At 33.3% G+C, this 26,895-nt stretch carries 22 protein-coding genes; 7 read left to right on the top strand and 15 right to left on the bottom strand.

Annotation, left to right across the window (positions count from 1 at the left end):
- Positions 1-59: 59 nt before the first annotated feature.
- Both ACVC43_RS10005 and aroC read right to left on the bottom strand, forming a co-directional pair.
- Positions 60-1,385 carry a dicarboxylate/amino acid:cation symporter gene (locus ACVC43_RS10005; protein ID WP_452224375.1) on the bottom strand — a complete coding sequence of 442 codons (1,326 nt, stop codon included), beginning with the start codon at positions 1,383-1,385 and terminating at the stop codon, positions 60-62.
- Positions 1,386-1,469: 84 nt separating this feature from the next.
- The gene (gene aroC, locus ACVC43_RS10000; RefSeq protein ID WP_452224374.1) at positions 1,470-2,528 is read right to left on the bottom strand and encodes a chorismate synthase; all 1,059 of its coding nucleotides are present in this window, start codon (positions 2,526-2,528) and stop codon (positions 1,470-1,472) included.
- A gap of 197 nt (positions 2,529-2,725) precedes the next feature.
- Here aroC and ACVC43_RS09995 point away from each other — a divergent pair, with 197 nt between their 5' ends.
- A complete protein-coding gene (locus ACVC43_RS09995) occupies positions 2,726-3,595 on the top strand; it encodes a T9SS type A sorting domain-containing protein (RefSeq protein ID WP_452224373.1) in 870 nt (289 codons plus the stop codon).
- A 20-nt stretch (positions 3,596-3,615) separates the two neighbouring features.
- Here ACVC43_RS09995 and ACVC43_RS09990 read toward each other — a convergent pair whose 3' ends face one another.
- Positions 3,616-6,522 (bottom strand): FAD-binding and (Fe-S)-binding domain-containing protein, encoded by a 2,907-nt coding sequence (locus ACVC43_RS09990; RefSeq protein ID WP_452224372.1) that lies wholly within the window; start codon positions 6,520-6,522, stop codon positions 3,616-3,618.
- Positions 6,523-6,632: 110 nt separating this feature from the next.
- Between ACVC43_RS09990 and ACVC43_RS09985 the strand changes: the two genes are divergently transcribed.
- The 4 genes from ACVC43_RS09985 (at position 6,633) to ACVC43_RS09970 (ending at position 9,793) form a co-directional block, all read left to right on the top strand.
- Positions 6,633-7,118: a hypothetical protein gene (locus tag ACVC43_RS09985; protein WP_452224371.1), complete on the top strand. Its 486-nt coding sequence runs from the start codon at positions 6,633-6,635 to the stop codon at positions 7,116-7,118.
- 102 nt (positions 7,119-7,220) lie between these two features.
- Positions 7,221-7,742 (top strand): OmpH family outer membrane protein, encoded by a 522-nt coding sequence (locus ACVC43_RS09980; RefSeq protein WP_452224370.1) that lies wholly within the window; start codon positions 7,221-7,223, stop codon positions 7,740-7,742.
- An 84-nt stretch (positions 7,743-7,826) separates the two neighbouring features.
- A complete protein-coding gene (locus ACVC43_RS09975; RefSeq protein WP_452224369.1) occupies positions 7,827-8,714 on the top strand; it encodes a sugar phosphate nucleotidyltransferase in 888 nt (295 codons plus the stop codon).
- Positions 8,708-9,793: a phosphotransferase enzyme family protein gene (locus ACVC43_RS09970; protein ID WP_452224368.1), complete on the top strand. Its 1,086-nt coding sequence runs from the start codon at positions 8,708-8,710 to the stop codon at positions 9,791-9,793. The genes ACVC43_RS09975 and ACVC43_RS09970 overlap by 7 nt, the downstream gene beginning before the upstream one ends.
- On the opposite strand, the gene ACVC43_RS09965 is transcribed toward ACVC43_RS09970, so the two are convergent.
- From ACVC43_RS09965 to ACVC43_RS09910, 12 genes are all read right to left on the bottom strand, one after another.
- The gene (locus ACVC43_RS09965; protein WP_452224367.1) at positions 9,788-11,191 is read right to left on the bottom strand and encodes a Gfo/Idh/MocA family protein; all 1,404 of its coding nucleotides are present in this window, start codon (positions 11,189-11,191) and stop codon (positions 9,788-9,790) included. The two genes, ACVC43_RS09970 and ACVC43_RS09965, sit on opposite strands and share 6 nt — an antisense overlap.
- A 65-nt stretch (positions 11,192-11,256) precedes the next feature.
- Positions 11,257-12,402, bottom strand: a complete 1,146-nt coding sequence (gene bshA / locus ACVC43_RS09960) for an N-acetyl-alpha-D-glucosaminyl L-malate synthase BshA (protein ID WP_452224366.1) — start codon at positions 12,400-12,402, stop codon at positions 11,257-11,259.
- Between the two features lie 134 nt (positions 12,403-12,536).
- Entirely contained in the window at positions 12,537-15,500 is a 2,964-nt protein-coding gene (locus ACVC43_RS09955) for a glycoside hydrolase family 3 N-terminal domain-containing protein (protein WP_452224365.1), read from the bottom strand.
- Between the two features lie 197 nt (positions 15,501-15,697).
- On the bottom strand, positions 15,698-16,933 hold the full coding sequence (gene serB / locus ACVC43_RS09950; RefSeq protein ID WP_452224364.1) for a phosphoserine phosphatase SerB: 1,236 nt from the start codon (positions 16,931-16,933) through the stop codon (positions 15,698-15,700).
- Between the two features lie 21 nt (positions 16,934-16,954).
- Positions 16,955-17,440, bottom strand: coding sequence for an ABC transporter ATPase (locus ACVC43_RS09945; RefSeq protein WP_452224363.1), 486 nt, complete (start codon positions 17,438-17,440; stop codon positions 16,955-16,957).
- A 1-nt stretch (position 17,441) separates the two neighbouring features.
- Positions 17,442-18,059 (bottom strand): hypothetical protein, encoded by a 618-nt coding sequence (locus ACVC43_RS09940; protein WP_452224362.1) that lies wholly within the window; start codon positions 18,057-18,059, stop codon positions 17,442-17,444.
- 84 nt (positions 18,060-18,143) lie between these two features.
- Complete coding sequence (locus ACVC43_RS09935) at positions 18,144-18,935, bottom strand: (Fe-S)-binding protein (protein ID WP_452224361.1); 792 nt, start codon at positions 18,933-18,935, stop codon at positions 18,144-18,146.
- Between the two features lies 1 nt (position 18,936).
- The gene (locus ACVC43_RS09930) at positions 18,937-19,575 is read right to left on the bottom strand and encodes a hypothetical protein (RefSeq protein ID WP_452224360.1); all 639 of its coding nucleotides are present in this window, start codon (positions 19,573-19,575) and stop codon (positions 18,937-18,939) included.
- A gap of 13 nt (positions 19,576-19,588) precedes the next feature.
- Complete coding sequence (locus ACVC43_RS09925) at positions 19,589-19,921, bottom strand: hypothetical protein (RefSeq protein WP_452224359.1); 333 nt, start codon at positions 19,919-19,921, stop codon at positions 19,589-19,591.
- A gap of 4 nt (positions 19,922-19,925) precedes the next feature.
- Positions 19,926-21,239, bottom strand: coding sequence for a 4Fe-4S dicluster domain-containing protein (locus ACVC43_RS09920; RefSeq protein WP_452224358.1), 1,314 nt, complete (start codon positions 21,237-21,239; stop codon positions 19,926-19,928).
- Between the two features lie 14 nt (positions 21,240-21,253).
- Complete coding sequence (locus tag ACVC43_RS09915) at positions 21,254-22,216, bottom strand: MlaD family protein (protein ID WP_452224357.1); 963 nt, start codon at positions 22,214-22,216, stop codon at positions 21,254-21,256.
- Positions 22,217-22,269: 53 nt separating this feature from the next.
- Positions 22,270-23,382: an N-acetylmuramoyl-L-alanine amidase family protein gene (locus tag ACVC43_RS09910; RefSeq protein ID WP_452224356.1), complete on the bottom strand. Its 1,113-nt coding sequence runs from the start codon at positions 23,380-23,382 to the stop codon at positions 22,270-22,272.
- An 87-nt stretch (positions 23,383-23,469) separates the two neighbouring features.
- On the opposite strand from ACVC43_RS09910, the gene ACVC43_RS09905 reads away from it, so the two are divergent.
- Together ACVC43_RS09905 and ACVC43_RS09900 are read left to right on the top strand one after the other, a co-directional pair.
- Complete coding sequence (locus ACVC43_RS09905; protein ID WP_452224355.1) at positions 23,470-26,259, top strand: putative LPS assembly protein LptD; 2,790 nt, start codon at positions 23,470-23,472, stop codon at positions 26,257-26,259.
- Positions 26,260-26,309: 50 nt separating this feature from the next.
- Positions 26,310-26,690 (top strand): Rid family detoxifying hydrolase, encoded by a 381-nt coding sequence (locus tag ACVC43_RS09900; protein ID WP_452224354.1) that lies wholly within the window; start codon positions 26,310-26,312, stop codon positions 26,688-26,690.
- The last annotated feature ends 205 nt before the right edge of the window (positions 26,691-26,895 follow it).

Genomic DNA, 26,895 nt, shown 5'->3' with positions numbered 1-26,895 from the left:
CCAGTGAGTTCAGTGTAAACTTATCTCACTTTTTTGCTTTTGCAAAAGTACCTCTTGGCTTACTTAACTGCATCGTAATTATCATCCCATTCTTTTGGTTTCGGATTGTCGTGTAATTTACCTAAAGATTTCGCTACCATCATTGAGACTGTGGCATCTCCTGTAACGTTTACTACGGTTCTACACATGTCCAACGGTCTGTCCACTGCAAAAATAAGGGCTAAACCAATTGGTAGTAATTCTGCTGGAAAACCTATAGATTCTAAAACAATAACTAACATTACCATACCTGCGCTTGGTACTGCAGCACTGCCAATAGAGGCTAATAATGCAGTTGCAACAATAACCAATTGATTAGTAAATGTTAAGCCTTCCGGCCAAATAACCTGCATTATAAATACTGCCGCAATGCCTTGATATAAACTGGTTCCATCCATATTTACAGTAGCTCCAACTGGTAAAACAAAACCTGAGACTTCTTTATCTACGCCTAAATGTTCCTCCACACGTTCCATAGTTACTGGTAAGGTGGCAGCACTTGAACTTGTAGAAAATGCTAACAATTGTGCCGGAGAAATTTTATTTAAAAACCAAAGCGGTGATTTTTTTGTATAAACTTTAATTAAAATAAGATAGAAACCAATCATCAAGGCTAAACCAGCAACCACACAAAGCGCGTAGTTTAATAGCTTAAGAAGAATTTCGGTATCATCAAAAGCAATAATTACATTTGCCATTAAAGCGAAAACAGCGTATGGCGCGAATAACATGATTAAATCGACCATTTTCATTACAACTTCATTAAGGGAGTCGAAGAAATCTACCAAAGGTTTTGCTTTTTTTTCTGGAATTAACAGAAGGCAGATACCTACAAAAAGTGCAAAAAAGATAACTTGAAGCATGCTTGCATCTCCCAAAGATTTAAATATGTTGCTTGGGAAAATATCGACTAAAGCCTGCAATGGTCCTGCATCTTTTTGAGCCGAGGCTTTCATTAATTTATCTGAAACTCCAGCGTCGTTTTCATACTTTAATTTAATTTTCTCTATAGTATCCTGTGGCATTCCAGTTCCTGGTTTTACCACGTTAACAATAGATAAGCCAATAATAATAGCAACTAACGTGGTACCAACATAAATAATGATGGTGCGTAAGCCCATGGTTTTAATTTTAGAAATGTCTTTTAAATCTGAAATTCCTTTAATTAAAGAAGCCAAAATTAAGGGCACGGCAATTAGTTTTAATAGGTTTATAAAAATAGTACCAAAAGGCGCTATCCAATCTGTCACAAAACCTTTACCACCAGCTATAGAATTCATTATGAATCCAAAGATGATACCTAATACCATTCCTATAATTATTTTCCAGTGTAGTGCTATTTTCATTGAGTTTATGTTTTTGCTTCCTGCAAATGCAAAGAAGTTTAGCTAATTAATTTTAGTAGAGATTCCTGCCAGAGCAAGAAGGTGTTAGTACATTTTATGTAATAACCAAAAATCTGCGATAACCAATGCTGCCATTGCTTCTACAATGGGTACAGCTCGTGGTACAACGCAAGGATCATGACGGCCTTTACCTACCATTTTCACAATATTTCCTTCCCTATTTATGGTATCTTGTGTTTGCATAATGGTTGCCACAGGCTTGAAAGCCACCCTAAAATAAATATCCATACCATTACTAATACCGCCTTGAATTCCACCAGACAAATTAGTTTTAGTTGTGCCATCTGCGTTATACAAGTCGTTATGTGCGCTACCTTTCATCTTAGCGCCACAAAACCCGCTACCATACTCAAAGCCTTTAACGGCATTTATAGATAGCATGGCTTTACCTAAATCGGCATGTAATTTATCGAAAACAGGTTCTCCTAATCCTACAGGAACATTTTTTATTACACAAGTTATGGTGCCTCCAATGGTATCACCTTCTTTTCTTATCTCTTTAACACGCGCAATCATCTTTTTAGCTGTAGCTTCATCTGGACAACGAATAGCATTAGATTCCGTTTTAGAAAAATCTAAATCCTGATATGGTTTGTCTATAAAAATCTCACCTACAGAAGAGGTGAATGCGTTAATCTCTATGTCTTTTAAAACTTGTTTTGCAATGGCTCCAGCTACTACTCTACAAGCCGTTTCTCTTGCCGAACTGCGGCCACCACCACGATAATCGCGATGACCATACTTTTTATCGTACACATAATCTGCATGACTTGGACGGTAAGCATCTTTAATATGCGAGTAGTCCTTAGATTTCTGGTTAGCATTCTCAATAATAAAGCCAATAGGTGTTCCTGTAGTTTTACCTTCAAAAATTCCAGATAAAAATTTCACCTCGTCTGGCTCTTTGCGTTGTGTTACTATATTAGACTGACCAGGTTTACGTCTGTTCATTTCATTTTGAATGGCTTCAAAATCTAAAATAATATTTGGCGGACAACCATCGATTACGCCACCAATTGCTATACCATGAGATTCTCCAAAAGTTGTAAGATTAAATAATTTTCCGAAGGAATTTCCAGCCATAAAATTTTAATTTATGCTAATGTAAAAGTAATATTACAGAAACAAAAATTGTGCAATGTTTTTAGTTCATTTTCTTTACTAATTTAGAATTTAACCAACACAACAATCTTTCCTTGGGATGAATTAGTTTTTTTCTTGGGAAATTAATTAGTAAATTTATTGCGAACTAATTATCACCAAATCAAAAACAACTAATCATGAAACATTTAAAATCATTTTCAATACTTTTAGTATTGGCTTTTACATTAACTTTTTTATACAGTTTTACAACTGCTAAAACCACTTATATGTATTCGCCGCATTATAGCTCTGGCCCTGCATCTGTTAACGGTAATGGTTATACTGGTGCACCAGGAGAATCTTTTACTTGCGGAGGGTGTCATTCAGGAGGAGCTTATGGAGAGCCAATAGTTAATTTTACAGTGAGCAATATGGGGTCTCCAGTTACAGAATATGTGCCTGGTACTACTTATGATATGACACTATCAATTACTTCAAGTATGGGTTCACCAGCAGCATATGGTATGCAGGCAGTAGTATTGGACGCAGCAAATAATAGTACAGGTGTATTAGCTAATCCATCTTCAAATATGCAATTAATTTTAGGAAACAGTGGAAGAACCTATGCAGAGCATAATATGCGTTCTATTCCTAATACATTTACTTTTGAATGGACGGCTCCAGCTCCTGGGACAGGTGATGTTAGAATTTTTTCTGTAGGGAATTCTGTAAATAGTGCTCAAGGCACTGGTGGAGATAACGGCTCTACTGGTCCAACATTAGTTACATTAACTGAAAATACATTGTCTGTTGACGAAGTATCTTTACAAGAACAAATTAGTTTTTATCCAAACCCAAGTTCTGGAGACATTTCTATAAACTTAGGTAACACTTATGCAAATGTAGATCTTTCTATAACAAATATTTTTGGACAATTGGTTTATGTGAATGCATATTCTCAAACAGAACAAATTAAAACGGATTTAAATTTAGCGTCTGGATTATACTTTGCAAATGTGAGTGTAAACAATGGAAACAATGCTATTGTAAAATTTATGGTCAAGTAAAAAATACTTTTTAAAATTATTTAAAGCAGTGCTTCCTTTAATATACTTACAGGATGCATTGCTTTTTTATTTGTACCATCTTTAATTTGGTGCCTGCAACTTGTACCATTTGCAGCGATAATAGTATTTTCGTCTGCTTTTCTAACTGCAGGAAATAACGTTTGCTCACCAATTTGCATACTAATTTCATAATGCTCCTTTTCGTAGCCAAAACTTCCTGCCATACCACAGCAACCACTTGGAATGAGCGTGACCTTGTAGTTTTTTGGAAGATTTAAAACGTTAAAACTATGTATTTGGTTACTCATTGCTTTTTGGTGGCAATGACCGTGAAATTTAATAGTTTTTGTCTCTAAAGTAAATTGAGATTGTGTAATGTTGCCTATGGCTATTTCATTACTTATAAACTCCTCTATTAAATAGGTGTGTGTTGCAATTGATTTTGCTGAAACTTTATCGTCTGCCAACTTAATGTATTCATCTCTAAATGTCAAGATAGCTGAAGGTTCAATACCAATGAGTGGCGTTGCTTCTGAAATAATATCTTTATAAATTTCTATGTTCTTATCTGCTTTGACTTTGGCTTGTTTAAGCAAACCTTTAGATATAAATGCGCGACCAGATTCTTCGTTTTCTACAAGTTTAACTTCGTAATTTAAGGCTTGTAAAAGTTGAATAGCCTCGACTCCAATATGTGTGTCTAAATAATTAGTAAATTCATCATTAAAGAAATAAACTGTTTTAATATAATTTTTTATAATTAATTGATTTTCAATTTTTTTAAATTTCTTATATAGACTTTTACTTGAAATTAAAGGCAGGCTTCTTTGTTGCGCTATTCCAAAGATGTTCTTAATTATTGACGCAGAAATGCTATTAGAAAACATAAAATTTGTGACACTTGAAAACGTGCTTCCAAATTTGTTTAATTTGTTATTGTATGCAAACACTTTAGTTTTCAAGCTAATACCATTTTCCTTTTGATATTGATATTGAAATTCGGCTTTTAAAGTAGCGATATCAACGCTGCTTGGACATTCTGTAGCACAGGCTTTGCAACTTAAACACAAATCGAAAACCTCTTTCAGTTCACTATGATTGAATTTATTTGCCTTGTCCGAACTTGTTAAATATTCGCGTAAGGCGTTTGCTCTTGCGCGTGTTGTATCTTTTTCGTTTCTGGTTGCCCGATAACTTGGGCACATTGTACCACCAAATTCTGGTAGCTTTCTACAATCACCAGAACCATTGCATTTTTCAGCCTCTCTCAATATGCCTTGCGATGCAGAAAAATCAAACAACGTATCAATATTTGGTTCTACTCTGTCTGCTTGATAGCGAAGGTTTTCATCCATTTTATAGGCATTTACAATCTTTCCTGGATTAAAAATGTTTTCCGGATCGAAAGTAGATTTTATGCGTTGTAAAAGTTGATAGTTTTTATCACCTATCATATAATTTATAAATTCTGCCCTAACAATACCATCGCCATGTTCGCCGCTAAAGGAGCCTTTATATTTTTTAACTAATGTTGCGACATCTAAAGTTATTTTTCTAAATAATACAACATCTTCGGCTTTTTTAAGATTTAGTATGGGTCTTAAATGAATTTCACCTGCGCCAGCATGCGCATAATAAACAGCCTTTTGTCCGTAGTCTTTCATTAAAGCTGTAAATTCTTTAATATAATTAGCTAAATCTGGTAGGGCTACAGCGGTGTCTTCTATACAAGCCACAGCTTTTTTATCTCCAATTAGGTTGCCGAGTAAGCCCAAACCAGCTTTTCTTAATTCATTGGCTTTCTCAATATCTTCATTTTTTAAACTCACATTGGCATAACTTAATTCAGATGCATTTAGAGTTGTAATGAGTTTATTAGCTTGTAATTGAACGTCATCATCGGTTGTACCCTTAACTTCACACATTAAAATGGCTTCTGGGTCACCTTGAATAAATGCTCTGTTTTTAGCTTGTGCTATATTATTTTTTGTGCAGTCTAAAATGGTTTTATCCATCATTTCGCAAGTATATAAATTATGCTGCATTACTGGCTCCACGGCCTCTAAGCAATCGGAAATGGATGCAAAATGTGCTGCAACCATTATACTTTTGTTTGGAGGGAGTTTATCGAGTTGCAAGGTAATTTCTGTTGTAAAAGCTAAGGTACCTTCGCTTCCAGCTAATAATTTACATAAGTTAAAACCTTTAGAAGAATCAATTAATTCATCGACTGCGTAACCAGTATTTCTACGGTGAATTTCTTTTTTTGGAAAATATTCCAATATTTCATTTTTAATGTCTTCGGAAGACAAAGCAGATAATAGCTTTCTATATATTGAGCCTTCAAGCGTATTCTGCTTTATTTTTTGTTTAAGGTCTTCTTTGTTTACATTTGAAAAAACAGCTTCACTCCCATCGCTTAAAATAGTCTTTATCTGTATTACTTTATCACGTGTTACACCATATTTAATAGAGGTTGTTCCTGAAGAATTATTGCCAACCATGCCACCAATCATGCAACGATTTGAGGTGGAAGTATTTGGACCAAAAAATAAACCATATGGTTTTAAATAGTTATTTAATTCGTCTCTAACTACTCCTGGCTGTACAGTTACTGTCTTATCGCGTTCGTTTACATTTACTATTCTAGTAAAATGCTTTGAAACATCTACAACAATTCCTTTTCCTACGCATTGTCCTGCAAGAGAGGTGCCAGCCGTTCTCGGTATTAGTGAAGTGTTGTTTTTTCTGGCGAAAGCAATGAGCATTTTAATATCGTTAACAGATTTTGGAATGGCAACAGCTAATGGTAACATGCGATAAACAGAGGCGTCGGTGGCGTAAAGGCGCTTCATTAAGTCATCGAAATGTAAATCGCCTTCAAGTTGCACATTTAGCGCATTAAGAATATTTATAGTTATACTCATTGCATTCAAATTTAAAACATCACGTAATTATTAACTAAAATTTAGCGTTATAATTTTAACATAATGTAATGTTAATTGTAAATTTGTTAGAAACTAAAAACTTAAAACAAATGAAAAAAATAATTTTATTAGCAATTGCTATTATCGGTTTTGGCTTTACAGCTACTGCACAGGAGATTTCTAAAAATGCTATTGGACTTAGAATTGGTGACAATGATGGTTTTGGCGCAGAAGTATCTTACCAAAGAGGTTTAGGAGATAACAACAGGCTTGAGGTTGATTTAGGCATTCGCTCTGGAAGTGGATATGACGGCTTTAAATTAGCAGGATTATACCAATGGGTTTGGAATATTGATGGCGGCTTTAACTGGTATGCTGGTGTTGGTGGTGGATTAGGAAACTACAGTTACGATTTACCTGCACCTTTTAAGGATGAAAGCGAAACATTTTTGTTTGTTGCTGGAGACATTGGTATCGAGTATAATTTCGATATTCCTTTAATATTATCTTTAGACGCAAGACCAGAGCTTGGTTTTGGTGACTTTAGAGATGATTTAGACTTTGACATTGCTTTAGGAATTAGATATCAATTTTAATTAAATAAAAAAACAGTATTTTTATAAACCATTTCAATTTTTTGAAATGGTTTTTTATTACGGCAAAGTTGTTGTAATTTTAATTTAAACAAATTCAAGAAAATGAAACTAAAAACAGCACTTTCAATTTTAATATTCAACCTTTTTATTTTTACAGCTTTCGGACAAAACCCTATTAAAGTGGGCTACGCAGATATAGAACATATAGTTGCTAACATCCCTGATACGCGAATAGCAAAATCTGAAATGGAAATAGTAATGAAAAAACTATCTACAACTAGGGATTCGCTATTGACAGATTATCGCTCTAAAGTAGAATACCATCGCCAAACTTTATCTTTGGGCATGGCTGATGCAAAAAAAAAGGAAGAAGAAGATAAATTATTACAATTAAAAAATGATATCCAGGATTTTGAAATTGACATGCAGAAGGTTATAAATTATAAATATGACGAATTATTACAACCAATATATGCCAAAGTTGGGGATTTAATAAGTGACGTTGCCAAAGAAAATGGCTATACACACGTTATTAATTCTAAAATTAACGGTACCACTGTCATGTTATATGCTGAAGAAAGCACTAATATCGATGATTTAGTTATCGCGAAAGCAAAAGAATAAGTCCGGACGGCTCTATAATTTTTAAAAGCATCTCTATTGAGATGTTTTTTTGTTTCTTTATTATTTATTATTTATTATTTTTTTATGACGAAAAAAAGAACTTTAGCAATAATGGCTGCAGGTTTAGGCACGCGATTTGGGAGTTTAAAACAACTGTACAATATTAATAATGAGGGAAATTCTATTATGGACTATTCAATCTTCGATGCTGTTAAGGTTGGGTTTAATGAAATTATTATTATTGTAAATGAAGCTACTTTAACACTTTTTCGAAATCGTTACCCAAAGAATTTAATACCATCTGTTTCCATTCACCTTGTCGTTCAAAATGATAATACAAATAAATACCACAAAAGAGAAAAGCCTTTTGGTACAGGTCATGCTTTGCTAAAACTTAAAAGTAAAATTGAAAATAATTTTGTTTTAATAAACGCAGACGATTTTTATGGACGTGAAGCATTCCAAACCATGTTTAATAGCCTGTTTAACAAAGAGACAAATAACCACTATTTTATTGGTTACCAGCTAAAAAAAACACTGTCTAAAAATGGTTTTGTTTCCAGAGGCGAATGTATTTTAGATGCTAAAAACAATTTGAAAACTATAATTGAAAGAACAAAAATTATAGAAGAAAAAGGAGAAATATATTACCTTAATGAGAAAAATTTAAAAATAGCAATACATCCTAATACAGTTGTTTCCATGAATTTTTGGGGATTTAATCCTGAAATATTTGAATTCGCTGAATCTTGTTTTAATGTGTTTTTAAAAAATGAGGATAATATTTTAAACAATGAGTTTTACATCACCACGATTGTTAATTCCTATATAAATAGTGTTTCGTCTTGCTTTAAAATGTTGCCAACTCAATCAACATGGCATGGTATAACTTATAAAAAGGATGTTGAAGACATTACAAATAGTATAGATAATCTCACATCCAAATCCATTTATCCAACGAAACTATGGTAAATATATTAAAACGTGTTGCTAATCAATTTGAAACAGAAGGTACTGTACAAAATATAAAAACTTTAAATTCTGGACATATTAATGACACTTATTTAATAACTACAACCTCTACAAAAAAGTATGTACTTCAAAAGCTGAATAGCTATGTTTTTAAAGACACCATTGGCTTAATTAATAACAAAATTAAAGTCAGCAAATTTCTCTCTAAACACTTAAAAACGTACAGTCTCCCAGTTGAAAGCACTTATTTTTATAAAAGTAAAAAAGGAGAATATTATGTAATTGATCAAGATGGATTTTACTGGAATCTTCAAAACTATATCCCAAATTCAATTACATTTAATAAAGCCCCAAACAGTAATATTGTTTTTGAAGCCGGCAAATTATATGGTGCTTTTTTATTGCTAACCTCTACTATTTCTCCTTCAGAAATAAAAGAAACACTGCCAGATTTTCATAGTGTTCCTTTACGTTTAAATCAATTTGAGGAGGCATTGAAAAATGCTTCTGAAGCAAGAAAAACAGCAGCAAAGAGCAGCATTGATCAGATATTCACTCACAAAACAGAAATGTGTAAACTTTCTAAATTGAATTTAGAAAATGCATTTCCTATAAGAGTTACCCATAACGATACTAAACTTTCTAATATATTATTTAATAAAGCAAACAAAGGAATTGCTGTTATAGACTTAGACACGGTTATGCCAGGAATTGTTCATTACGATTTTGGTGACTCTATTCGTTCCATTTGCTCTAATGCCGAAGAGGATGACGAGAATTTTGAAGTTATTGAAATAAATATAGATTTCTACGAAGCCTATTGCAATGGTTATGCTACCTACACAAAATCATTATTAACCAAAACTGAGATAGCATATTTACCATTAGGTATTAAAACGATTATTTATATTATGGGATTACGTTTTTTAACCGATTTTCTAAACAACGATAAATATTATAAAACCAATTACAAAACCCATAATCTGGTACGAGCAAAAAACCAATTTGCGCTTTTAAATAGCGTAATTAAAAATTATAAAAAAATGGAAGATATCACTTTAAGAGCTTTCAATTTATAATATATCTCTTAACACCTCTGCTTTACGCGATTTTTGCCAGGTTCCACCTGTAAAGTCTGGGATTTTAATACTTGCACTTTGGTTGGCAACAGAAAGCTCAGACAAAGGCGTTACAGCACTCCACAGCACACTATCATACAAGTTAATGTCTAATGGCAAACCTTGGTTTAAGCATCGAATGAGCCTGTATACCATTACAAAATCCATACCTCCATGTCCAACAGCATTCGCATCAATTTGTTCCTTTAACTTTTTCCATAATGGATGGTCGTATTGCTCGCGATACATTTTATAATCTTCGTTTTTTAACCAGCCATGTGACCATTGCAAATTTTCATGGCCAACATACAAACGCGAAGGATAACCTTGATGCACCGCTTTTGTACCTGTTACAGTATTTAAACGTGAATAAGGTCTCCCAGTATGCGTGTCGAATTGCAACATAATTGTTTTTCCTTTTTTAGTTCGTATTAATGTGGTATTCATGTCACCGCAAGCAAAGTTTGTTGTTCTAAAGTTTTCCTTTTTAGCGGCTTCGCTTAAACTTTGTTCTCGTGAACTCATACTCACCAGATGATCATAATTATCTCCTCTGCCAATATCCATATACATACTTACGGGACCTAAACCATGTCCTGTGTATAAGTTTGCATTAGTGGTTTCGTGATGTTTAATTCGCCATTGATCTTGATAGTATTTTTTATCTAACATATGCTTTCGCAAATCGTGGATATAAGCGCCTTCTGCATGATTAATTTCACCAAACACACCTTCATTAATCATATTTAAAACCCAAAGTTCTTCGCCATTAAAGCAGCAGTTTTCCATATACATACAATGCTTTTTGGTGCGTTCTGCAACTTCTATAAGTTTCCAGCAGTCTTTTAAAGTCAATGCCATTGGCTGTTCGCACGCTACGTGTTTACCATGTTCCATACCGTAAACAGACATTTCTGTATGGTATTCCCAAGGTGTAGCTATAAGAATTAAATCAATATCATCTCGCTTTACAAGATTTTTCCAGTCGTTTTTGTCTTTAAAATATAACGTCGCTTCTTTTTGCTGAATGGTTTTAAGGTATTCTTTATTTTTTTGAAGGTTTTCTTCATTTAAATCTGAAAGCGCAATAATTTCTGCATGGTTATTTTTTATCAAGTATTCAAACATTTGAATAAGAACACTTCCTCTGTTGCCCAAACCAATAATTCCCACACGTACATTGCTTATTGCATCTGTTGTTAAATTTACAGCATTGCCAAGCACTTTTTCGGGTTTAAGGAGCTGGTGGAGTTCATCTTTTTCGGCTTTTTGTTCGGTTGCACATGCCACTAAAGAGGGCGTAAAACCTAAAAATAGTCCAGCTCTTGCCGTAAGGTTGAGAAAAGATTTTCTGTTCATAATTTAAATGTTGATTAGAACAGAAAGTTATTAAATATAATAGTGATTTAAAACTTAAATCTTAATTATAATTTTTGTGAAAACAAGCATGTTTTTAGTGTTTCCTCATAGATAGCTTCATATTGAGGTACAATGTTGTGGATATCGAACTTTCTTGCTTGAGACTTAGCATTAGTTTTAAATTTTAAAAGAAGTTTTTCATCTTTTAAAATTTTTATGGCATTAGTACTCATCGCATCAATATCACCAACATCGCTTAAGTAACCAGAAAACCCTTGTTTATTTACTTCGGGAATGCCACCTGTATTGCTCGATATTACAGGTACACCAGATGCCATAGCCTCTAATGCAGAGAGACCAAAGCTTTCGGTTTTACTTGGTAATAAAAACAAATCACTAAAACACAATATTCTATCAATTTCATTACTATTGCCAAAGAATACTACTTTATTTGAGATGCCTAATTCACGGCATAGTCTCTCGGCTGGTTCTCGCTCTGGTCCTTCTCCTACCATCATTAATTTTGCAGGAATTTCTTTTTGAATGTTATAAAAAATATTAATAATGTCTGGAATACGTTTAACTTCTCTAAAATTACTAATGTGTGTAATAATTTTTTCATTATCTGTAGCCATCATTTCACGTTGACAATCGGTGAAGTCATGCTTAAATTTATTTAAATCTATAAAGTTTGTGACCACACTTATTTTCTGCTTAATATTGAATAAACGCAACGTATCGTCTTTTAGACTCTGCGAAACAGCTGTAACTGCATCAGATTTGTTTATGCTAAAGGTAACCGCTGGCTTATAAAAAGGATGATTACCCACTAAAGTAATGTCTGTGCCGTGCAGTGTAGTAACAATTGGTACATAAATATCTTCTTCTCTTAACATTTTTTGGGCCATATAAGCAGCATAAGCATGAGGAATAGCGTAGTGCACGTGAAGAATTTCAATTTTATGAAGTTTGACCATATCCACCAACTTGCTTGACAAAGCTAATTCGTAAGGCTGATAATGAAATAAAGGATACTCTGGCACATTTACTTCATGATAGTGAATGTTATTACCTAAAAGCTCTAATCTTACAGGTTGATTATAGGTAATAAAGTGTATGGTATGCCCTCTTTTTGAAAGTTCTAAGCCTAACTCTGTGGCTACTACTCCACTTCCTCCAAAGGTTGGATAACAAACAATTCCTATTTTCATATTTTAGATTTAAAAAATTTGAAGTTAAAAAGTTTAATTTCTATTTAGCTCTTAAAAATTAAACAACTTCTATCTGGTTAATCAATTAGTGGTTAAAATTGAAATTACTTACAGATTATTTCAGTTTCAACGAACTATCTAATTATTGCTTCGTAGATAGCTTCCTGTATATTAGTTCTAATATTTTCACGTAGCAACATGTTTTTCCCTTTTGAAGTAGGATAGGTTCTATTTGCCATAAAGACATAAACTAACTCTTCATCTGGATCTGCCCAAGTGTATGTGCCTGTAAAACCAGAATGCCCAAAACTATTCATAGAAACACAACCACAAGTTGGCCCAGATTCGCCTAATTGAGGCTTATCGAAACCAATACCACGTCTCACTTTTTTTTCACAATAATAACAAGTATTAAATTTAGCTATTGTTTCTGGTTTTAAATAGCGTACACCTCCATAATAACCCTTTTGCAAGTACATTTGCATAATTTTTGCAATGTCATTGGCATTACTAAAAACGCCTGCATGTCCTCCAACGCCATCTTGCATAGCTGCTCCCATATCGTGGACATAGCCTTGTACCTTTTGAAAACGGTAATAATCATCTTCTTCGGTGGGTACAATACGCTTGTTACTAATCGTCTTGTAAGGATTGTAAACCGTATTATTAGCACCTAAAGATTTGTAAAAATGATCCTGAACCAACTCGTCTAAGGGTTTGTTATAATGGCTTTCTATATATTGCTTTAAAATATAGTATGGTAAATCGCTATAGCGATATCGAAGTCGCGATAATAAATCTGTGTCTTTAATTAATTTAGGTATAGAGTCTTTATAATCCTCTCTCATAAAGAGATTATTTGCTACCTCAATATTAAATTTGCCTGTTTTTGTTTTTCGGTAATACTTTGTGGATGGTTGTTTGGTAACGGTATCTAAAGTGGCATAATAAAACGGAATCCATGGTTTTAATTGCGCGTAATGAGATAACATTTTTTTAATGGTAACATCCTTTTTATTCGATTTTTTATACATGGGAATTATCTCAGACAATTTAGTGTCTAACGAAACTATTCCTTGTTCTTCCATTTCCATTAATAAAGGCAACGTCGCAACTATTTTCGTTAATGAAGCCACGTCGTAAATATCATCATCTTGTACAACTTCTGCATCTTTATTGTAGGTATGTTTCCCAAAGTTTTTGTTATAAACAACTTTACCTTTTCGAGCAACAATTAATTGTATTCCAGGCGTCATGCCAGAATTTACCGCATGATTAGCAATAGAATCTATTTTTTTTAATTTATAAGAACTTAAGCCTACGCGCTCAGGAATAGTATAACCCAAACGTAACAGAGAATTTGTTTGAACACCATCGCCAACTTTAAAGTAAGGTCCTGCAGAAACCGGCAAAGTACCTTTAGCCGAAAGCGCTCCAAATATTATCTCTGCCGATACCTTTTGGGCAATTTCACTATTTTGATAACTGACGACTACACTTTCGATATTGGTAATTGTTTGAAGGTCTAATAAAGCGTAAGGCTTTGCAAAAACATCTAAAATAACAGTATTTGTCCGCGCTATTTCGTAAAGCCATGTAAGCTCTTTATCTGAAAATTTATAAGATTTCCATGGGTTTTCATTAGATTTATGAAAACCAACAATAACCGTGTTATAATTTTGAAGCTTGTCTATTAAATCGTTTAAATGGTCAGCTTTTATTTCATGAACCTGAGCATATTTTTTAAGCGTGTTTAAAAATGGTTTGCCGTCATCGTCACCTAACTTAACATAAGCTATTTTTTTTGTTTCCAAATGGCGTAATGGTAAAAGTTTAGAAGAATCACGAGCAATTGTAACCGCTTGTTCCATAAGCTGCTCGTATAATATGTCGTCCCATGAACGATTTAAATCGCTGCTTAAATTAAAGGTAGAAATTGGTTTGTAATTGTTTAAACCGACTTTGTACTTCGCCTGCAATATTTTCTTTACAGAAAGCGATAAGCGCTCTTCGGTAATTAGTCCTTTGTTATAGGCGTTTTCAAGTTTAGCGATGCCTGCTTCAGGATTTACAGACATTAACATAACATCATTACCTGCTAAAAATGAAGCCAAATCAATGTTGCCAACTGTATCTACAGTACCACTGTCATCTCCATCTAACCCTTCGAATTTAAAATCTGCAGCACCTTTCATAGTTAAGGCATCTGTAAAAATGAGTCCTTTAAAGCCTAATTTTTCTTTTAAAATAGTAGTAACTATATTTTTAGATAGTGATGAAGGGTAGTCTTGTCTTGGCTCTAAACTTGGTATGTTTAAATGTGCAACCATAACGCTTGATAGCCCTTCTTTAATTAGCTTTTTGTAGGGATATAACTCTACAGAATCAATTCGTTTTTCATCGAAAGCAACAGTTGGTAAGGTTAAATGCGAATCGTCTTCTGTATCTCCATGACCAGGAAAGTGTTTCGCATTAGCTAAAACACCAGCGCTTTGCATGCCTTTCATGAAAGCAGCAGCTTTTTCGGTTACATTGTCTCTATCTTCACCAAAAGAACGGTTTCCAATAATTGGATTGTTAGGGTTGGTATTTATATCTACAACTGGCGCAAAATTAAAATGAACACCCAAACGCTTACAATGCTCTCCTAATTGCCTTCCTGTTTGCTCAATTAAATAGTTATCTTTTATGGCACCAAGTGTCATATTCCAAGGAAAAGAATATGTAGAGTCCAAACGCATGCTTAATCCCCATTCTGCATCCATACCAATAAGCATAGGTGTTTTAGAAGCGGCTTGTAACTCATTATTTAATTTGGCCTGACGATAAGGACCACCTTTAGAATATATAATACCTCCTATTTTCTGGTTTTTAACCAAATCCAGAACTTTTGCTTTTTCTTTTTCAGTTTGACTTGAAAAAACCTGAATCATATATAATTGAGCAACTTTCTCTTTTAAAGTTAACGAATTATACACGCTATCGACCCATTTTTGTTGCGATTCAATATCTTTTACAAGTAATGGGTTAACCATTTCCTGAGCATAAAAAGCGAACGAAATAAGGGATAAAGTAAGTAATAGGATTAATTTGCGCATAAAATATTTAATGAATAAATGTTGCTAAAGTATATTACAACTAAAAACTATACCAAGTTATTATTTTTCCTATTCTTATTAAAGGTTTTAATATAGATTTATGAAGAAAATATTAAATATACAAACGCTACTTTTGTATTGTTTTAAAAAAAAGGAGATTCATTTTTTTAATTAACAAAAGGGTAATAAATGTGTACTCAATTTAATAAGTCGATATACTTATCATGATAGCCTAATAAATACAAAACGCCATCTAAACCTATGCTTGAAATAGAACTTTGGGCATTGTCTTTAACTTTAGGTTTTGCATGAAATGCAATACCTAATCCTGCTAAATTAAGCATGGCTAAATCGTTAGCGCCATCACCAATGGCTATGGTTTGATTGATGTTTAAACCTTCTTTATTTGCAAGCAGTTGTAAATATTCAGCTTTTTTGCTGCCATCTACTATATCACCAATATAGCCTCCTGTAAGCATGCCGTCTTTTATTTCTAATTCATTAGCATATACATAATCAATGTCTAACTTTTTTTGCAGATAATGCCCGAAAAAAGTAAAACCTCCAGAAAGAATAGCTGTTTTAAAACCATAATAATGCAATGTATCGATAAGACGTTTTGCTCCTTTTGTAATTGGTAATTTTTCTGCAACTTCTTGTAAGACCTCTTCATTCAACCCTTTTAACAGTTTCATTCGTCTTTTAAAACTTTCGTTGAAATCTATTTCTCCCTGCATTGCCGCTTCTGTAATTGCTTTTACTTGAGCACCAACACCTGCTAATTCTGCTAACTCGTCTATGACTTCGGTTTGAATTAACGTAGAATCCATATCGAAACATACCAAACGCCTGTTTCGTCTAAAAATAGTGTCTTCTTGGAAAGCGATATCAACATCTAATTCCCGAGATATTTCCATGAATTTTTGTGTGAACTCGGTTTTATCGTCAATTTTTCCACGAATTGATAATTGAATAGAAGCTCTTGGGTATTCGTCTTGTTTTACTAATGAAGTTCTTCCTGTTAGTCGTTTTATAGAATCGATGTTTAAATTTTTTTCAGCAATGACCTTGGTCACTTCCGAAATTTGCTCAGCCGCTAATTTTTCTCCTAAAATAGTTACGATATAACGATCTTTACCTTGCAAATTTACCCAATCTTCGTAATCGGGAAGTGAGATGGGCGAGAATTTGGCTGTAATACCCAGTTCGTAAGCTTTAAATAATAAGTCTTTTAGTACTGAGGCTGATTTTTTTCCAGATTTAATTTCGAAAAGGATACCCAATGAAAGTGTATCGTGAATGTTTGCTTGGCCAATATCAAGAACCTTAGCACCATATTGCGCTAAAACAGCCGTTAAGCTGGAAGTTAAGCCTGGTTTGTCTTGTCCAGAAATATTAAGTAAAAAAATGTCGTTGGGTTTAATATCACTCATTGTTGAGATAGTTAGCGTCGGTTAGTTAAGAAATCTATTATGCCAACTCTCACTTGCTGGTACCTCCCAGTTTTCTTTATACTCTGCAATGTTATTTACCAGATTATTAAATACAATGGTATTTTTAGAAACGGCTTTTTGTTTTGCCATAGTTCTAAAATCTATAAGCGTTTTGTAAGCAACGAAGTCTCCTTGCTTGTAAGAAACGTTCATTTTATCCATTAAATCTACATTATATTCTTTTTCTAATTGTTGAATAAAATGTACTGAAGCATCGATACTACAACCAGTTGCAGCCTGTTCTTCCTGATTTAACGCTATTATAATAAAGCGTTTATATTTAATCTCGAAACCCGCATTTAAATTACTACCATGTGCGGTCCAGTTCGTTAAAAATATATTTATTTTATTTTTTATTTCTTCAAGTTCTTCATCTGTAAAAGACCGATTGGCCTGATAGATCCAAATGCGTGAAGTTTCTGGAAGTGTGTTAAAATCTACTAACATTTTATTTTAATCTTTCAATGTAATTTAAAACCCTTTTTTTAACGTAGCGTTGTTCGCTTAAATCGTAAAAATCTTTTTCTTTATAATATATTTTCAGGTTTAAGTCTTTGTTCGATTGTTTTAGTAAATCTTTGCCCTCGAATTGAGTGACAATTAAGAAAACATATTCTTTATTAAAATCGTTAACTACTTTAATATAAGAGATACCTTCGTTATGTACCGACACTAACTTAGCTTCCATTTTAAAGTCATCTTCATTCTTTGGAGCTGGTGGTGGAGGCGGAATATCGCCGAGTTCTTCCTCATCACTTGAGATTAACTCATCAGCTGTAAAAGACGACATAAATTCTGTACCACAGGTTGTAATCATCAACACGCCAATGTCCTCAGCAATCGAGTCAATTTCGTCTGTAGCGCTTTTATTTTTAAAAGCTTTAGACAATGATTTTCTTTTTTCAAAACTTTTAATTAGACATATACCTAAGGCAATTTCTTTTTTAGACATTTCTACGTCCTTTGAAAAAGTTTCTGGATCGTCTTTAATACACTCACATGTGTCGTCTGCCATTAATTGTAATACTGCTTCTTTCGATTTATTTTGTGAAAATGATATGCTCACAAAAAAAAGAGTAATTGTGGATATTAGGATAATTTTACTCATGTAAAGTTTTAAAAAAATTAATTTTATTTTATTGACGGTTTACTATAAATCTTGGGCATTGGCAATTAACTCTGCAACATCCATAACTTCAATTTCTCCTTCTTTATTTTTTCCTTTTACACCATCTGTCATCATAGTATTACAAAAAGGACATCCAGCTGCTATAATTTGAGGTTTTGTTTCTATAGCTTGTTCTGTTCGCTTAATGTTTACATCTTTATTACCAGGCTCTGGCTCTTTAAACATTTGCGCACCTCCTGCTCCACAACATAATCCACGAGACTTACAAGATTTCATTTCTACAAGTTCTGCATCTAATTTTCTAATTAAATCTCTGGGAGCTTCGTAAACTCCATTACCACGTCCTAAATAACATGGGTCGTGAAAAGTTATACGCTTACCTTTAAACTGACCACCTTCTATGGTTAAGCGTCCTGCATCTAACAGGTCTTTTAAAAATTGTGTATGGTGTACAACATCGTAAGATCCGCCTAAACCTGGATATTCGTTTTTAAGAGTATTGAAACAATGCGGACAAGCGGTCACTATTTTCTTTATTTCATAAGCATTTAAAACCTCGATATTGGTTACAGCTTGCATTTGAAATAAAAATTCGTTTCCTGTTCGTTTTGCCGGATCTCCTGTGCAACTTTCTTCTGCACCTAATACAGCGAAAGAAACATTTGCTTTATTAAGAAGCTTTACAAATGCCTTGGTTATTTTTTTTGCTCTATCGTCGAAACTTCCAGCGCAGCCTACCCAAAATAAAACTTCTGGTTGTTTGCCTTCTGCCATCATCTCTGCCATTGTTGGCACTTTTATTTGTTCGCTCATGTTAATTCTCTTTTTTACTTTCTAACATTAAGTTTTGTTTGTATTCTTTAGCGTCTTCAATAATTTGTGTTGATAATAATTGAAATAACATTGGAGAGTCGGCATCGTAATTAAGCATATACCAATTGTTATCTGTATCCTTATCTTTTATAAATATTGTAATACTATTTTTTATTACTGCATTTAGCGTATTATTAGAAATAAACTCCACTTCCATGCCTTGAACTTTCATCATTTTAACCATCATTTCCTGACTTTCCTCATCAAATTCTTGATTCTTAAAAGTCATTTTCATTTTCATATCGTAAGATAAAAATGCATATTCAGCATCGTTTTCTTCGTCTTTAAAAATTTTCGAAATTTTATAATCTGGTATTTCGTTAGGGATTTCTATTTCAAAATCAGCGTTGCCTTCGAGCATAGATTTTATAACAGGAACCATAGATTCTTTAGGTACAATCTCGAACAATTTAGGATGCGTCATGTCTATTAGCGCATCGTAATTTTTAGCATTAAAATTATTAAACATTTCGAGAGCTACTTTGTTTAATTCATTGTTAGCTGTATTTTCCTGAGCAAAAGTGTTCGTTAAGCTTCCAAAAAGGAATAGAGCAATAATTAATAATTTTGTAATTTTCATGTTGTAAATAAGATTATTTATTTTCCTTAATGGCTGCAAAATCTGTTTTTGAAATCCTGATATATACAGCTATTTTTTTTAAACCGTTTTTTAGTTTGTTTTTTGGGTTATACTTTTCAATTTCAGTACGCCTGATGGCATCTTCGCCTAATAATTGCATTTGGTTTTCTGAACAGTAATCACAAAACACTTTTTTTAAAACAATGTCTTGCGGTGCTCCGTCTATAAACTTTATTTCTGTATAAGCTTTAATTTGTAATGAATCTTCTGTATAGGCTTGAGATGAAACGATGGTGCAACTTAATAACAGCACAAATGTTAGTGTGTATTTTATTAATTGTTGCATTGTTCTACTCGTTTTTCCAGTTCAATCTATCCATTTGGTTATATGGCCAAGGTGCTCCGTTATTTTCTATATTTGTCATCATGTTATTAAGCTCCATTGGCGCTGCGCTTTCTTCCATAACAAGGTAGCGACGCATTTCCATAATAATATTAAGTGGGTCTATACTAACTGGACAAGCCTCTACACAGGCATTGCAACTCGTACATGCCCATAATTCTTCTTTTGTTATATAATCGTTTAGTAATTGCTTCCCATCGTCTACAAATGTACCTTTATTAGCATCAATATTTTTACCCACTTCTTCCAGACGGTCTCTGGTGTCCATCATTATTTTTCGTGGTGATAGTTTTTTACCGGTTTGGTTTGCAGGACACTCGCTGGTGCAACGACCGCATTCTGTACATGTGTAGGCGTTAAGTAAGTTTACCCAGCTTAAATCCTGTACATCACTGGCTCCAAATTTAGCAGGTACATCATCAGTGTCTTCTTCTGGAGGTGCTGCGTAAGGATCTGCTTCTGGATCCATCATGAGCATTACTTCTTTTGTTACTGCGTTATTATTTTCAAATTGACCTTGTGGTGTTAATTTACCATAGTATGTATTTGGAAATGCTAAAAGTATATGTAAATGTTTAGAAAAATAGAGGTAGTTTAAAAATATAAGTATACCAACTATATGTAACCACCAAGCGCTTCTTTCTATAATATGTAAGCTGCTTTCTGAAATTCCTGAGAAAATTGGCGCAATAAACTGACTAACAATATTACCTGAGTTAAGGGCTTGAAAAGAGCTGTCTGTGGCATTCATAATTAGAAATAATGCCATAAGCACCATTTCAAAATAGAGAATAAAATTACCGTCGTTTTTAGGCCAGCCTTTCATTTCCGGGTTCATAAAACGTTTCAATTTTATAATGTTTCTTCTAATCCAGAATATAACAACAGCAATAAAGACCAATGCCGCAAGAATTTCGAAACTACCAATTAAAAAACCATAAACAGACTCTGGCAGGATACTTAAGCCTATACGATGTGTACCAAATAAACCATCAATAATGATTTCTAACACTTCGATATTAATGATTATAAAACCAACATAAACAATAATATGAAAAAACCCTGCAATTGGACGTTTTACCATTTTACTTTGCCCTAAAGCAATCATGGCCATATTTTTCCAGCGTTGTGGTTTATTGTCGCTAATGTCTTTGTCTTGCCCTAAATTTATATTTCGGTATAACTTTTTTACATTTTTCGCAAAGTAACCAATGCCAGCAATTAGAATAATGGCAAATAGTATGTTTGGTAAATAATTCATTTTATTGGGTTGGTTTATTGTTTGTCTTCTATTTCATTTCCTTCAGCATCATAGCGTTTTGGTTTTTTTCCAAATAATGAGAAATGAACATATCGTTTTGGGTTTAATTTCATGTCTTGTAATAATTCTTCCATTTGGTTGGATGCTCCAGACAAGTTTTTATAAAGCTCATCGTCTTTTAAAAGTTTACCTATAGAACCTTCTCCATTTTCAACACTTGCAATAACATCATCGAACTTTTTAATAGTTGCTTGTAAATCTTCCACCGTTTTTGCAATATCTATCTGTGCCATTTTATCTGTCATCGTAGAAAGGTTGGTAGAGGTATTTTCGAAATTGTCAATGGTATTATTTAATTTAGATTTGTTGGTATCAACTAAGCCATTTAAAGATTTCGCTGTAGCGTTAAACGTGGCTACTGTGCTATTTAGATTGGCTATACTGTTTTTTAAATCGGCTTGCGCCTGTGCATCGAAAGCGTTATTAAAACCTACTAACAGGGTGTCTGTCTGGCCCATGACACGTTCTATTTTTTCCTGTAAAGGCGTTAAACGCTCGTTTACCAGCTCCATCATCCCTTCTTTAATCTGGCTTTTTAAATAATCACCATCTTTAACATCTGGTCCATCATCGTAAGCTGGAATAATTTGTATGGCTTTACCACCAATAAATCCATTTTGAAATAATTCTGCCTTACTATTTTTAGAGAACCTAAAGCGCGTATCAATATCCATTTTAACGATGAGAATTCCAGAGCTATCATCTTCAAAATAAATATCTAAGACTTTACCTACGGCATAACCATTAACGGTTACAGGTGTTGAGGGTCTTAAGCCTTCTACATTGTCGTATTTTGCATAAATTACAATAGAGTCGTCTAATAGATTGTTACCTTTTAAAAAACTGAAACCGAATATAAATAAAACGATTCCTAAAATTGCTAGTATTCCTGTTTTAACTGCTCTTGAGATTTTCAAAGTTATAGTGTTTAATTGATGACAAAAATAAAATAAAAATAGTTAGAATAACTCTATTTTGTACCATCATTTAAGGCTTTTTGTAAACTTATACGTTTCCCATCCTTATAAGCGACAATAAATGCGCTTTCGAATCCTTTTTGTCTGGCTTCCTTTTGCAATTTGTTAATTTTATTAATGTCTGAAGTATAGCCGTAAAAATATTTATAAAACTTCCCTTCTTTTTCTCGTGAAATATCTTGTAAACCTTTAAAATTATAAGATTTGGGTTCTATTTTTTTTGAAGCTGCAGCTATTTGTACCTTAAAAATGGTATTTGGAATTATATTTTCTTCTAAAGTAACAGTATCATCTTCTTCGTCTGAAATGATATAGTCTGTATGGATAAAATTTTGTTCCACATTATTTTTATACGAAAGTATTGCCTTTGCAATGGCACTTGACAACTCTGTTTGCCCTTTGTTAGAATTGAGATATTTTCCTTCGTCAGTATTAGTAATAAATCCAGTTTCAACCAAAACACTTGGCATTACCGTTTGATGCAACACAATAAATCCCGCTTGTTTAACTCCTCTGTTTTTACGTTTTAATTTATCGGTAAAATTCTTTTGAATTAAACTTGCCAATTGTATGCTTTGATCTAAATACGCTTCCTGCATTAAGGTTAGCCCTATAAAGGATTCTGGCGAATTAGGATCGAAACCCTCGTAGTTCTCCTTGTAATCATCTTCTAAGAAAATAACTTCATTTTCTGCTTTCGCAACATCAAAGTTTGTCTTGTTTCTGTGTACCCCTAAAACATAGGTTTCAGAACCATATGCTTGTGAGGTGTGTGCATTACAGTGTATAGAAACAAATAAATCTGCATTTGCTTTATTTGCTATTTTACCTCTTTTAAATAAATCGACAAAGACATCTGTTTTTCTTGTATAAACAACTTCAATATCCTTATTCTTCTCAAGTTCTTTACCAACAGCCAAGACTATTTTTAGAGCGATACCCTTTTCGGTATACCCAGCTTTAGAAGGCTTTCCAGGGTCTTTACCACCATGTCCAGCATCTAAAACAACTATAAATTTGTCAGATTTTTTTTGTGCATTAGCAGATAAGGTCACTGTTAATGTTATTATAATTAATACGAAAAGTGTTTTTAGTCTCGTTTGCATAGTAATATAACCAGTTTTACAGGTGTTTAGTATGGATTTATAAATTATATGGTTATGATAAATTAATCATAAAAAATATATGTAATTTTGGCAATTCAAAAACCGAGCCATACTTTAGCAAAAATACATACAAAAGCATTGCATACAAATAGATTTCATATACTTTTTGCCGTAAGTTTTACAGTGTTTATCAACACTTTATGCTTTGCCCAGATAAAAGACGGCGAAAATGAGAGTTTGGAAATAGACCCTAAGCCAGAAACAGAAACTATAAAAGAAATTGAAGTTAAAGAAAACGACACTTTGGTTTTAGGCCAAACGGAAGCGTTAATTGCTTTAAAAGAAACAGATTCTACTAAAAACGATTCTATAAAACCTAAACCTGCATTACTGCAGGATATTGTTACTTACAATGCACAAGACTATACTGCTTTTAATAAAAAAGAGCAAAAAATGTATTTGTATAATGAGGCGCATATTCAATATCAAGACATGGATATTACTGCTGGTATTATTGTTATAGATTATAATAAAAACGAGGTTTATGCAGGACGTTTAAAGGATTCGGCAGGTGTGTATTCTCAACGCCCTGTATTTAAACAAGGTCAAAGTGTGGTAGAACCAGACTCTATTAGATTTAATTTTGATACTGAAAAAGCTATTATTTGGAATTCAAGAACCGAACAGAATGACGGTACAATTATTTCAGAATTAACAAAAAAGGAAAATGATTCTGTATATTTTGTTCAAAATGCAAAATTTACCACAGCTGAAGATTTAGATGATCCTGAATATTATTTATTAATGAATCGGGCTAAAATTGTACCCGATAAAAAGGTTGTTACAGGTGCCACACAAATGTTTATTTACGACGTGCCTACACCCATAATCGTGCCTTTTGCGTTTTTTCCACTAAGTAAAAAACAAACTTCAGGTGTTATTTTCCCAAGTTTTGGAGAACAAAATGACAGAGGTTATTTTCTGCAAAACGGTGGCTATTATTTTGCTATTAGCGATTATATAGATTTGGCAGTTTTAGGAGATTACTATACCAATGGTAGTTATGGTTTAAGATTAGAGAATAATTATAGAGTACGCTATAAATATAATGGTCGTTTAGGCTTTAGGTACGAGAATTTAATTACTAGCGAACGTGGTTTTCCAGATTATTCCAAGAATACCATTTATAATTTAAGATGGTCGCATACGCAAGATGGTAAGGCTAATCCAAGTTCACGATTTTCGGCATCGGTAAATTTAGGTAGTAGTAATTATTATCAACAATCTGTAAATCAAGTAAATACAGCGAGTTTTCTAAACAATACCTTATCGTCTTCTGTGTCTTATTCTAAAACATTTGCAGGTGAGCCACAAGTTAATATGAGTTTAACTGCAACACATTCTCAAAATACACAAACCGAAGAAATAAACTTAACGTTACCAACATTGCAAGCCAGTGTGGGCCGCGTTTATCCTTTTGCCCCTAAAGTAGGTTCTAAAAAAGGGATTATTCAAAATATAAATTTACAATATAATGTAAGAGGAGAAAATAGAATTCAAACTACAGATTCTTTATTCTTTAAGCAAGAAATGTTTAACGATGCTAAAATTGGTATGCGTCATTCTATACCTGTTACCACTAATTTTAAAGTCTTTAATTATTTTAGTGTAAGTGCCAATGCTAATTTTGATGAAACCTGGACATTAAATACCATAAATAGATTTTACGACAGCGAAAATAATGAAACAGTAACCGAAGATATTAACGGTTTTGATGCTTTTAGAACTTACAACTTTAGTACCAGTGTTGGTACCACTATTTATGGTCAGTTTAATTTTGAAAAAGAAGGAGAAGATAAAAAAATTAAGGCCATTAGGCATGTAATGCGACCAAGTATTAGTTATAATGTGAACCCTGCTTTCGATAAATATTACGAGACTTACGAAGTAACCGATATTAATGGAGATGTTATTAGAGAAGACGAATTTACCCGTTTTGAAGGTAGTTTGTTCGGGTCACCTAATAAAACTTATTCCAGCTCCATAGGTCTTTCTTTAAGTAATAATATTGAAGCCAAGGTTAGAGACAAGGATAGTACTAAAGTAGAACCAAAAAAAATAACTATTCTTAACAATTTAAACTTTTCTACTTCCTATAATCTTGCAGGAGACTCCCTTCGCTTTAGCCCAGTTAGAATGAGTGGTGGCACCCAACTGTTTGATAGTAAAATGAACGTAAATTTTGGAGCCACTTTAGATCCTTATGCTTTAGATAATAACAACACCAAAATAGACCAGTTAAATATTAATAATGGTGGTAGTTTATTTCGATTAACAAGCGCCAACCTTACTTTGGGTTACAGTTTAAATAGTAAGGGTAACGAAAGAGACTCCAATACAAGCGAACGTAGCAGGAACGAAACCTTAGACAGTGGAGGTCGTGATGACGATTTATTTGGTCGCTCTCAGGACTTTGCAGACCAACGCTTTACCGATGAAGACGATGAAGAGAAAGAGGAAACACCAAGTGACCTTTACAACTATTCGATACCTTGGAATTTAAAATTAGCTTATGCAGTTAATTATTCCAATTCACAACGTCAAAACGAAATATCCTCACATTCTTTAATGTTTTCTGGAGATATAGAAATCTCGCCGCGTTGGAGCGTTGGTGCTTCTTCGGGTTACGATTTTAAAAACCAAGGTTTTACCTACACGCAACTGCGTTTTGCACGCGATTTATTAAGCTGGCGAATGAATTTTAGCTGGATTCCTTTTAGTGATAGAAGTTCCTGGAATTTCTTTATTGGCATTAAATCTAATATCTTAAAAGATTTAAAATACGAAAAACGCCGCTCGCCAGATCAAAGTCTTTAAATAGCCTTTTTTTTAGGTAAAGCTTATTAGAAATTTAAAACACTTTTATTATGAAAAAGATAATTACAACCTCTCACGCTCCTGCTCCAATTGGGCCTTATAACCAAGCCGTTTTAAGTGGGAATACTTTATACACCTCTGGACAAATAGCTTTACATCCAGAAACTGGTGAATTAATAATAGATACTATTGTTAATGAAACGAAACAAGTTATGGAGAACATGAAAGCCGTTTTGGCTGCTGCAGATATGACTTTTGAAAACGTTGTAAAATCTTCGATATTTATTAGCGATATGAATAATTTCACCGCTATAAACGAAGTGTATGCTCAATATTTTAATGAAGCCACAGCTCCTGCAAGAGAGACAGTAGAAGTTGCTAATCTTCCAAAATTTGTAAATGTAGAAATTAGCATGATTGCAGTGAAATAAAATACCGTAGTGTTAAAACAAAAAAAACCGCAACGTTGACGTTGCGGTTTTTTTATTATATGTAATTGTCCCGTCCTGAAATAGCGATACACTAAAACATTAGTGTAATGAAACCATCAGAAAACACTGGGTATGTAAAGCGTACCCAAAAAGATTATTCAATTTCTTTTAAGCTTCAAGTTGTTGGAGAAATAGAATCAGGTCA

This window comes from Lacinutrix chionoecetis (assembly GCF_053604665.1).
The sequence above is the reverse complement of the archived record's forward strand: the minus strand, read 5'-3'. Positions and strand labels throughout refer to the sequence as shown.

Coding starts and splice junctions, on each gene's coding strand:
- ACVC43_RS09945 (WP_452224363.1), bottom strand. CDS start 17,440: ATGTTAGTAGATTTTAACACACTTCCAGAAACTTCACGCATTTGGATC.
- aroC (WP_452224374.1), bottom strand. CDS start 2,528: ATGGCTGGAAATTCCTTCGGAAAATTATTTAATCTTACAACTTTTGGA.
- ACVC43_RS09955 (WP_452224365.1), bottom strand. CDS start 15,500: ATGCGCAAATTAATCCTATTACTTACTTTATCCCTTATTTCGTTCGCT.
- serB (WP_452224364.1), bottom strand. CDS start 16,933: ATGAGTGATATTAAACCCAACGACATTTTTTTACTTAATATTTCTGGA.
- ACVC43_RS09920 (WP_452224358.1), bottom strand. CDS start 21,239: ATGAATTATTTACCAAACATACTATTTGCCATTATTCTAATTGCTGGC.
- ACVC43_RS09925 (WP_452224359.1), bottom strand. CDS start 19,921: ATGCAACAATTAATAAAATACACACTAACATTTGTGCTGTTATTAAGT.
- ACVC43_RS09975 (WP_452224369.1), top strand. CDS start 7,827: ATGACGAAAAAAAGAACTTTAGCAATAATGGCTGCAGGTTTAGGCACG.
- ACVC43_RS09980 (WP_452224370.1), top strand. CDS start 7,221: ATGAAACTAAAAACAGCACTTTCAATTTTAATATTCAACCTTTTTATT.
- bshA (WP_452224366.1), bottom strand. CDS start 12,402: ATGAAAATAGGAATTGTTTGTTATCCAACCTTTGGAGGAAGTGGAGTA.
- ACVC43_RS09985 (WP_452224371.1), top strand. CDS start 6,633: ATGAAAAAAATAATTTTATTAGCAATTGCTATTATCGGTTTTGGCTTT.
- ACVC43_RS10005 (WP_452224375.1), bottom strand. CDS start 1,385: ATGAAAATAGCACTACACTGGAAAATAATTATAGGAATGGTATTAGGT.
- ACVC43_RS09990 (WP_452224372.1), bottom strand. CDS start 6,522: ATGAGTATAACTATAAATATTCTTAATGCGCTAAATGTGCAACTTGAA.
- ACVC43_RS09965 (WP_452224367.1), bottom strand. CDS start 11,191: ATGAACAGAAAATCTTTTCTCAACCTTACGGCAAGAGCTGGACTATTT.
- ACVC43_RS09900 (WP_452224354.1), top strand. CDS start 26,310: ATGAAAAAGATAATTACAACCTCTCACGCTCCTGCTCCAATTGGGCCT.
- ACVC43_RS09910 (WP_452224356.1), bottom strand. CDS start 23,382: ATGCAAACGAGACTAAAAACACTTTTCGTATTAATTATAATAACATTA.
- ACVC43_RS09995 (WP_452224373.1), top strand. CDS start 2,726: ATGAAACATTTAAAATCATTTTCAATACTTTTAGTATTGGCTTTTACA.
- ACVC43_RS09935 (WP_452224361.1), bottom strand. CDS start 18,935: ATGAGCGAACAAATAAAAGTGCCAACAATGGCAGAGATGATGGCAGAA.
- ACVC43_RS09970 (WP_452224368.1), top strand. CDS start 8,708: ATGGTAAATATATTAAAACGTGTTGCTAATCAATTTGAAACAGAAGGT.
- ACVC43_RS09930 (WP_452224360.1), bottom strand. CDS start 19,575: ATGAAAATTACAAAATTATTAATTATTGCTCTATTCCTTTTTGGAAGC.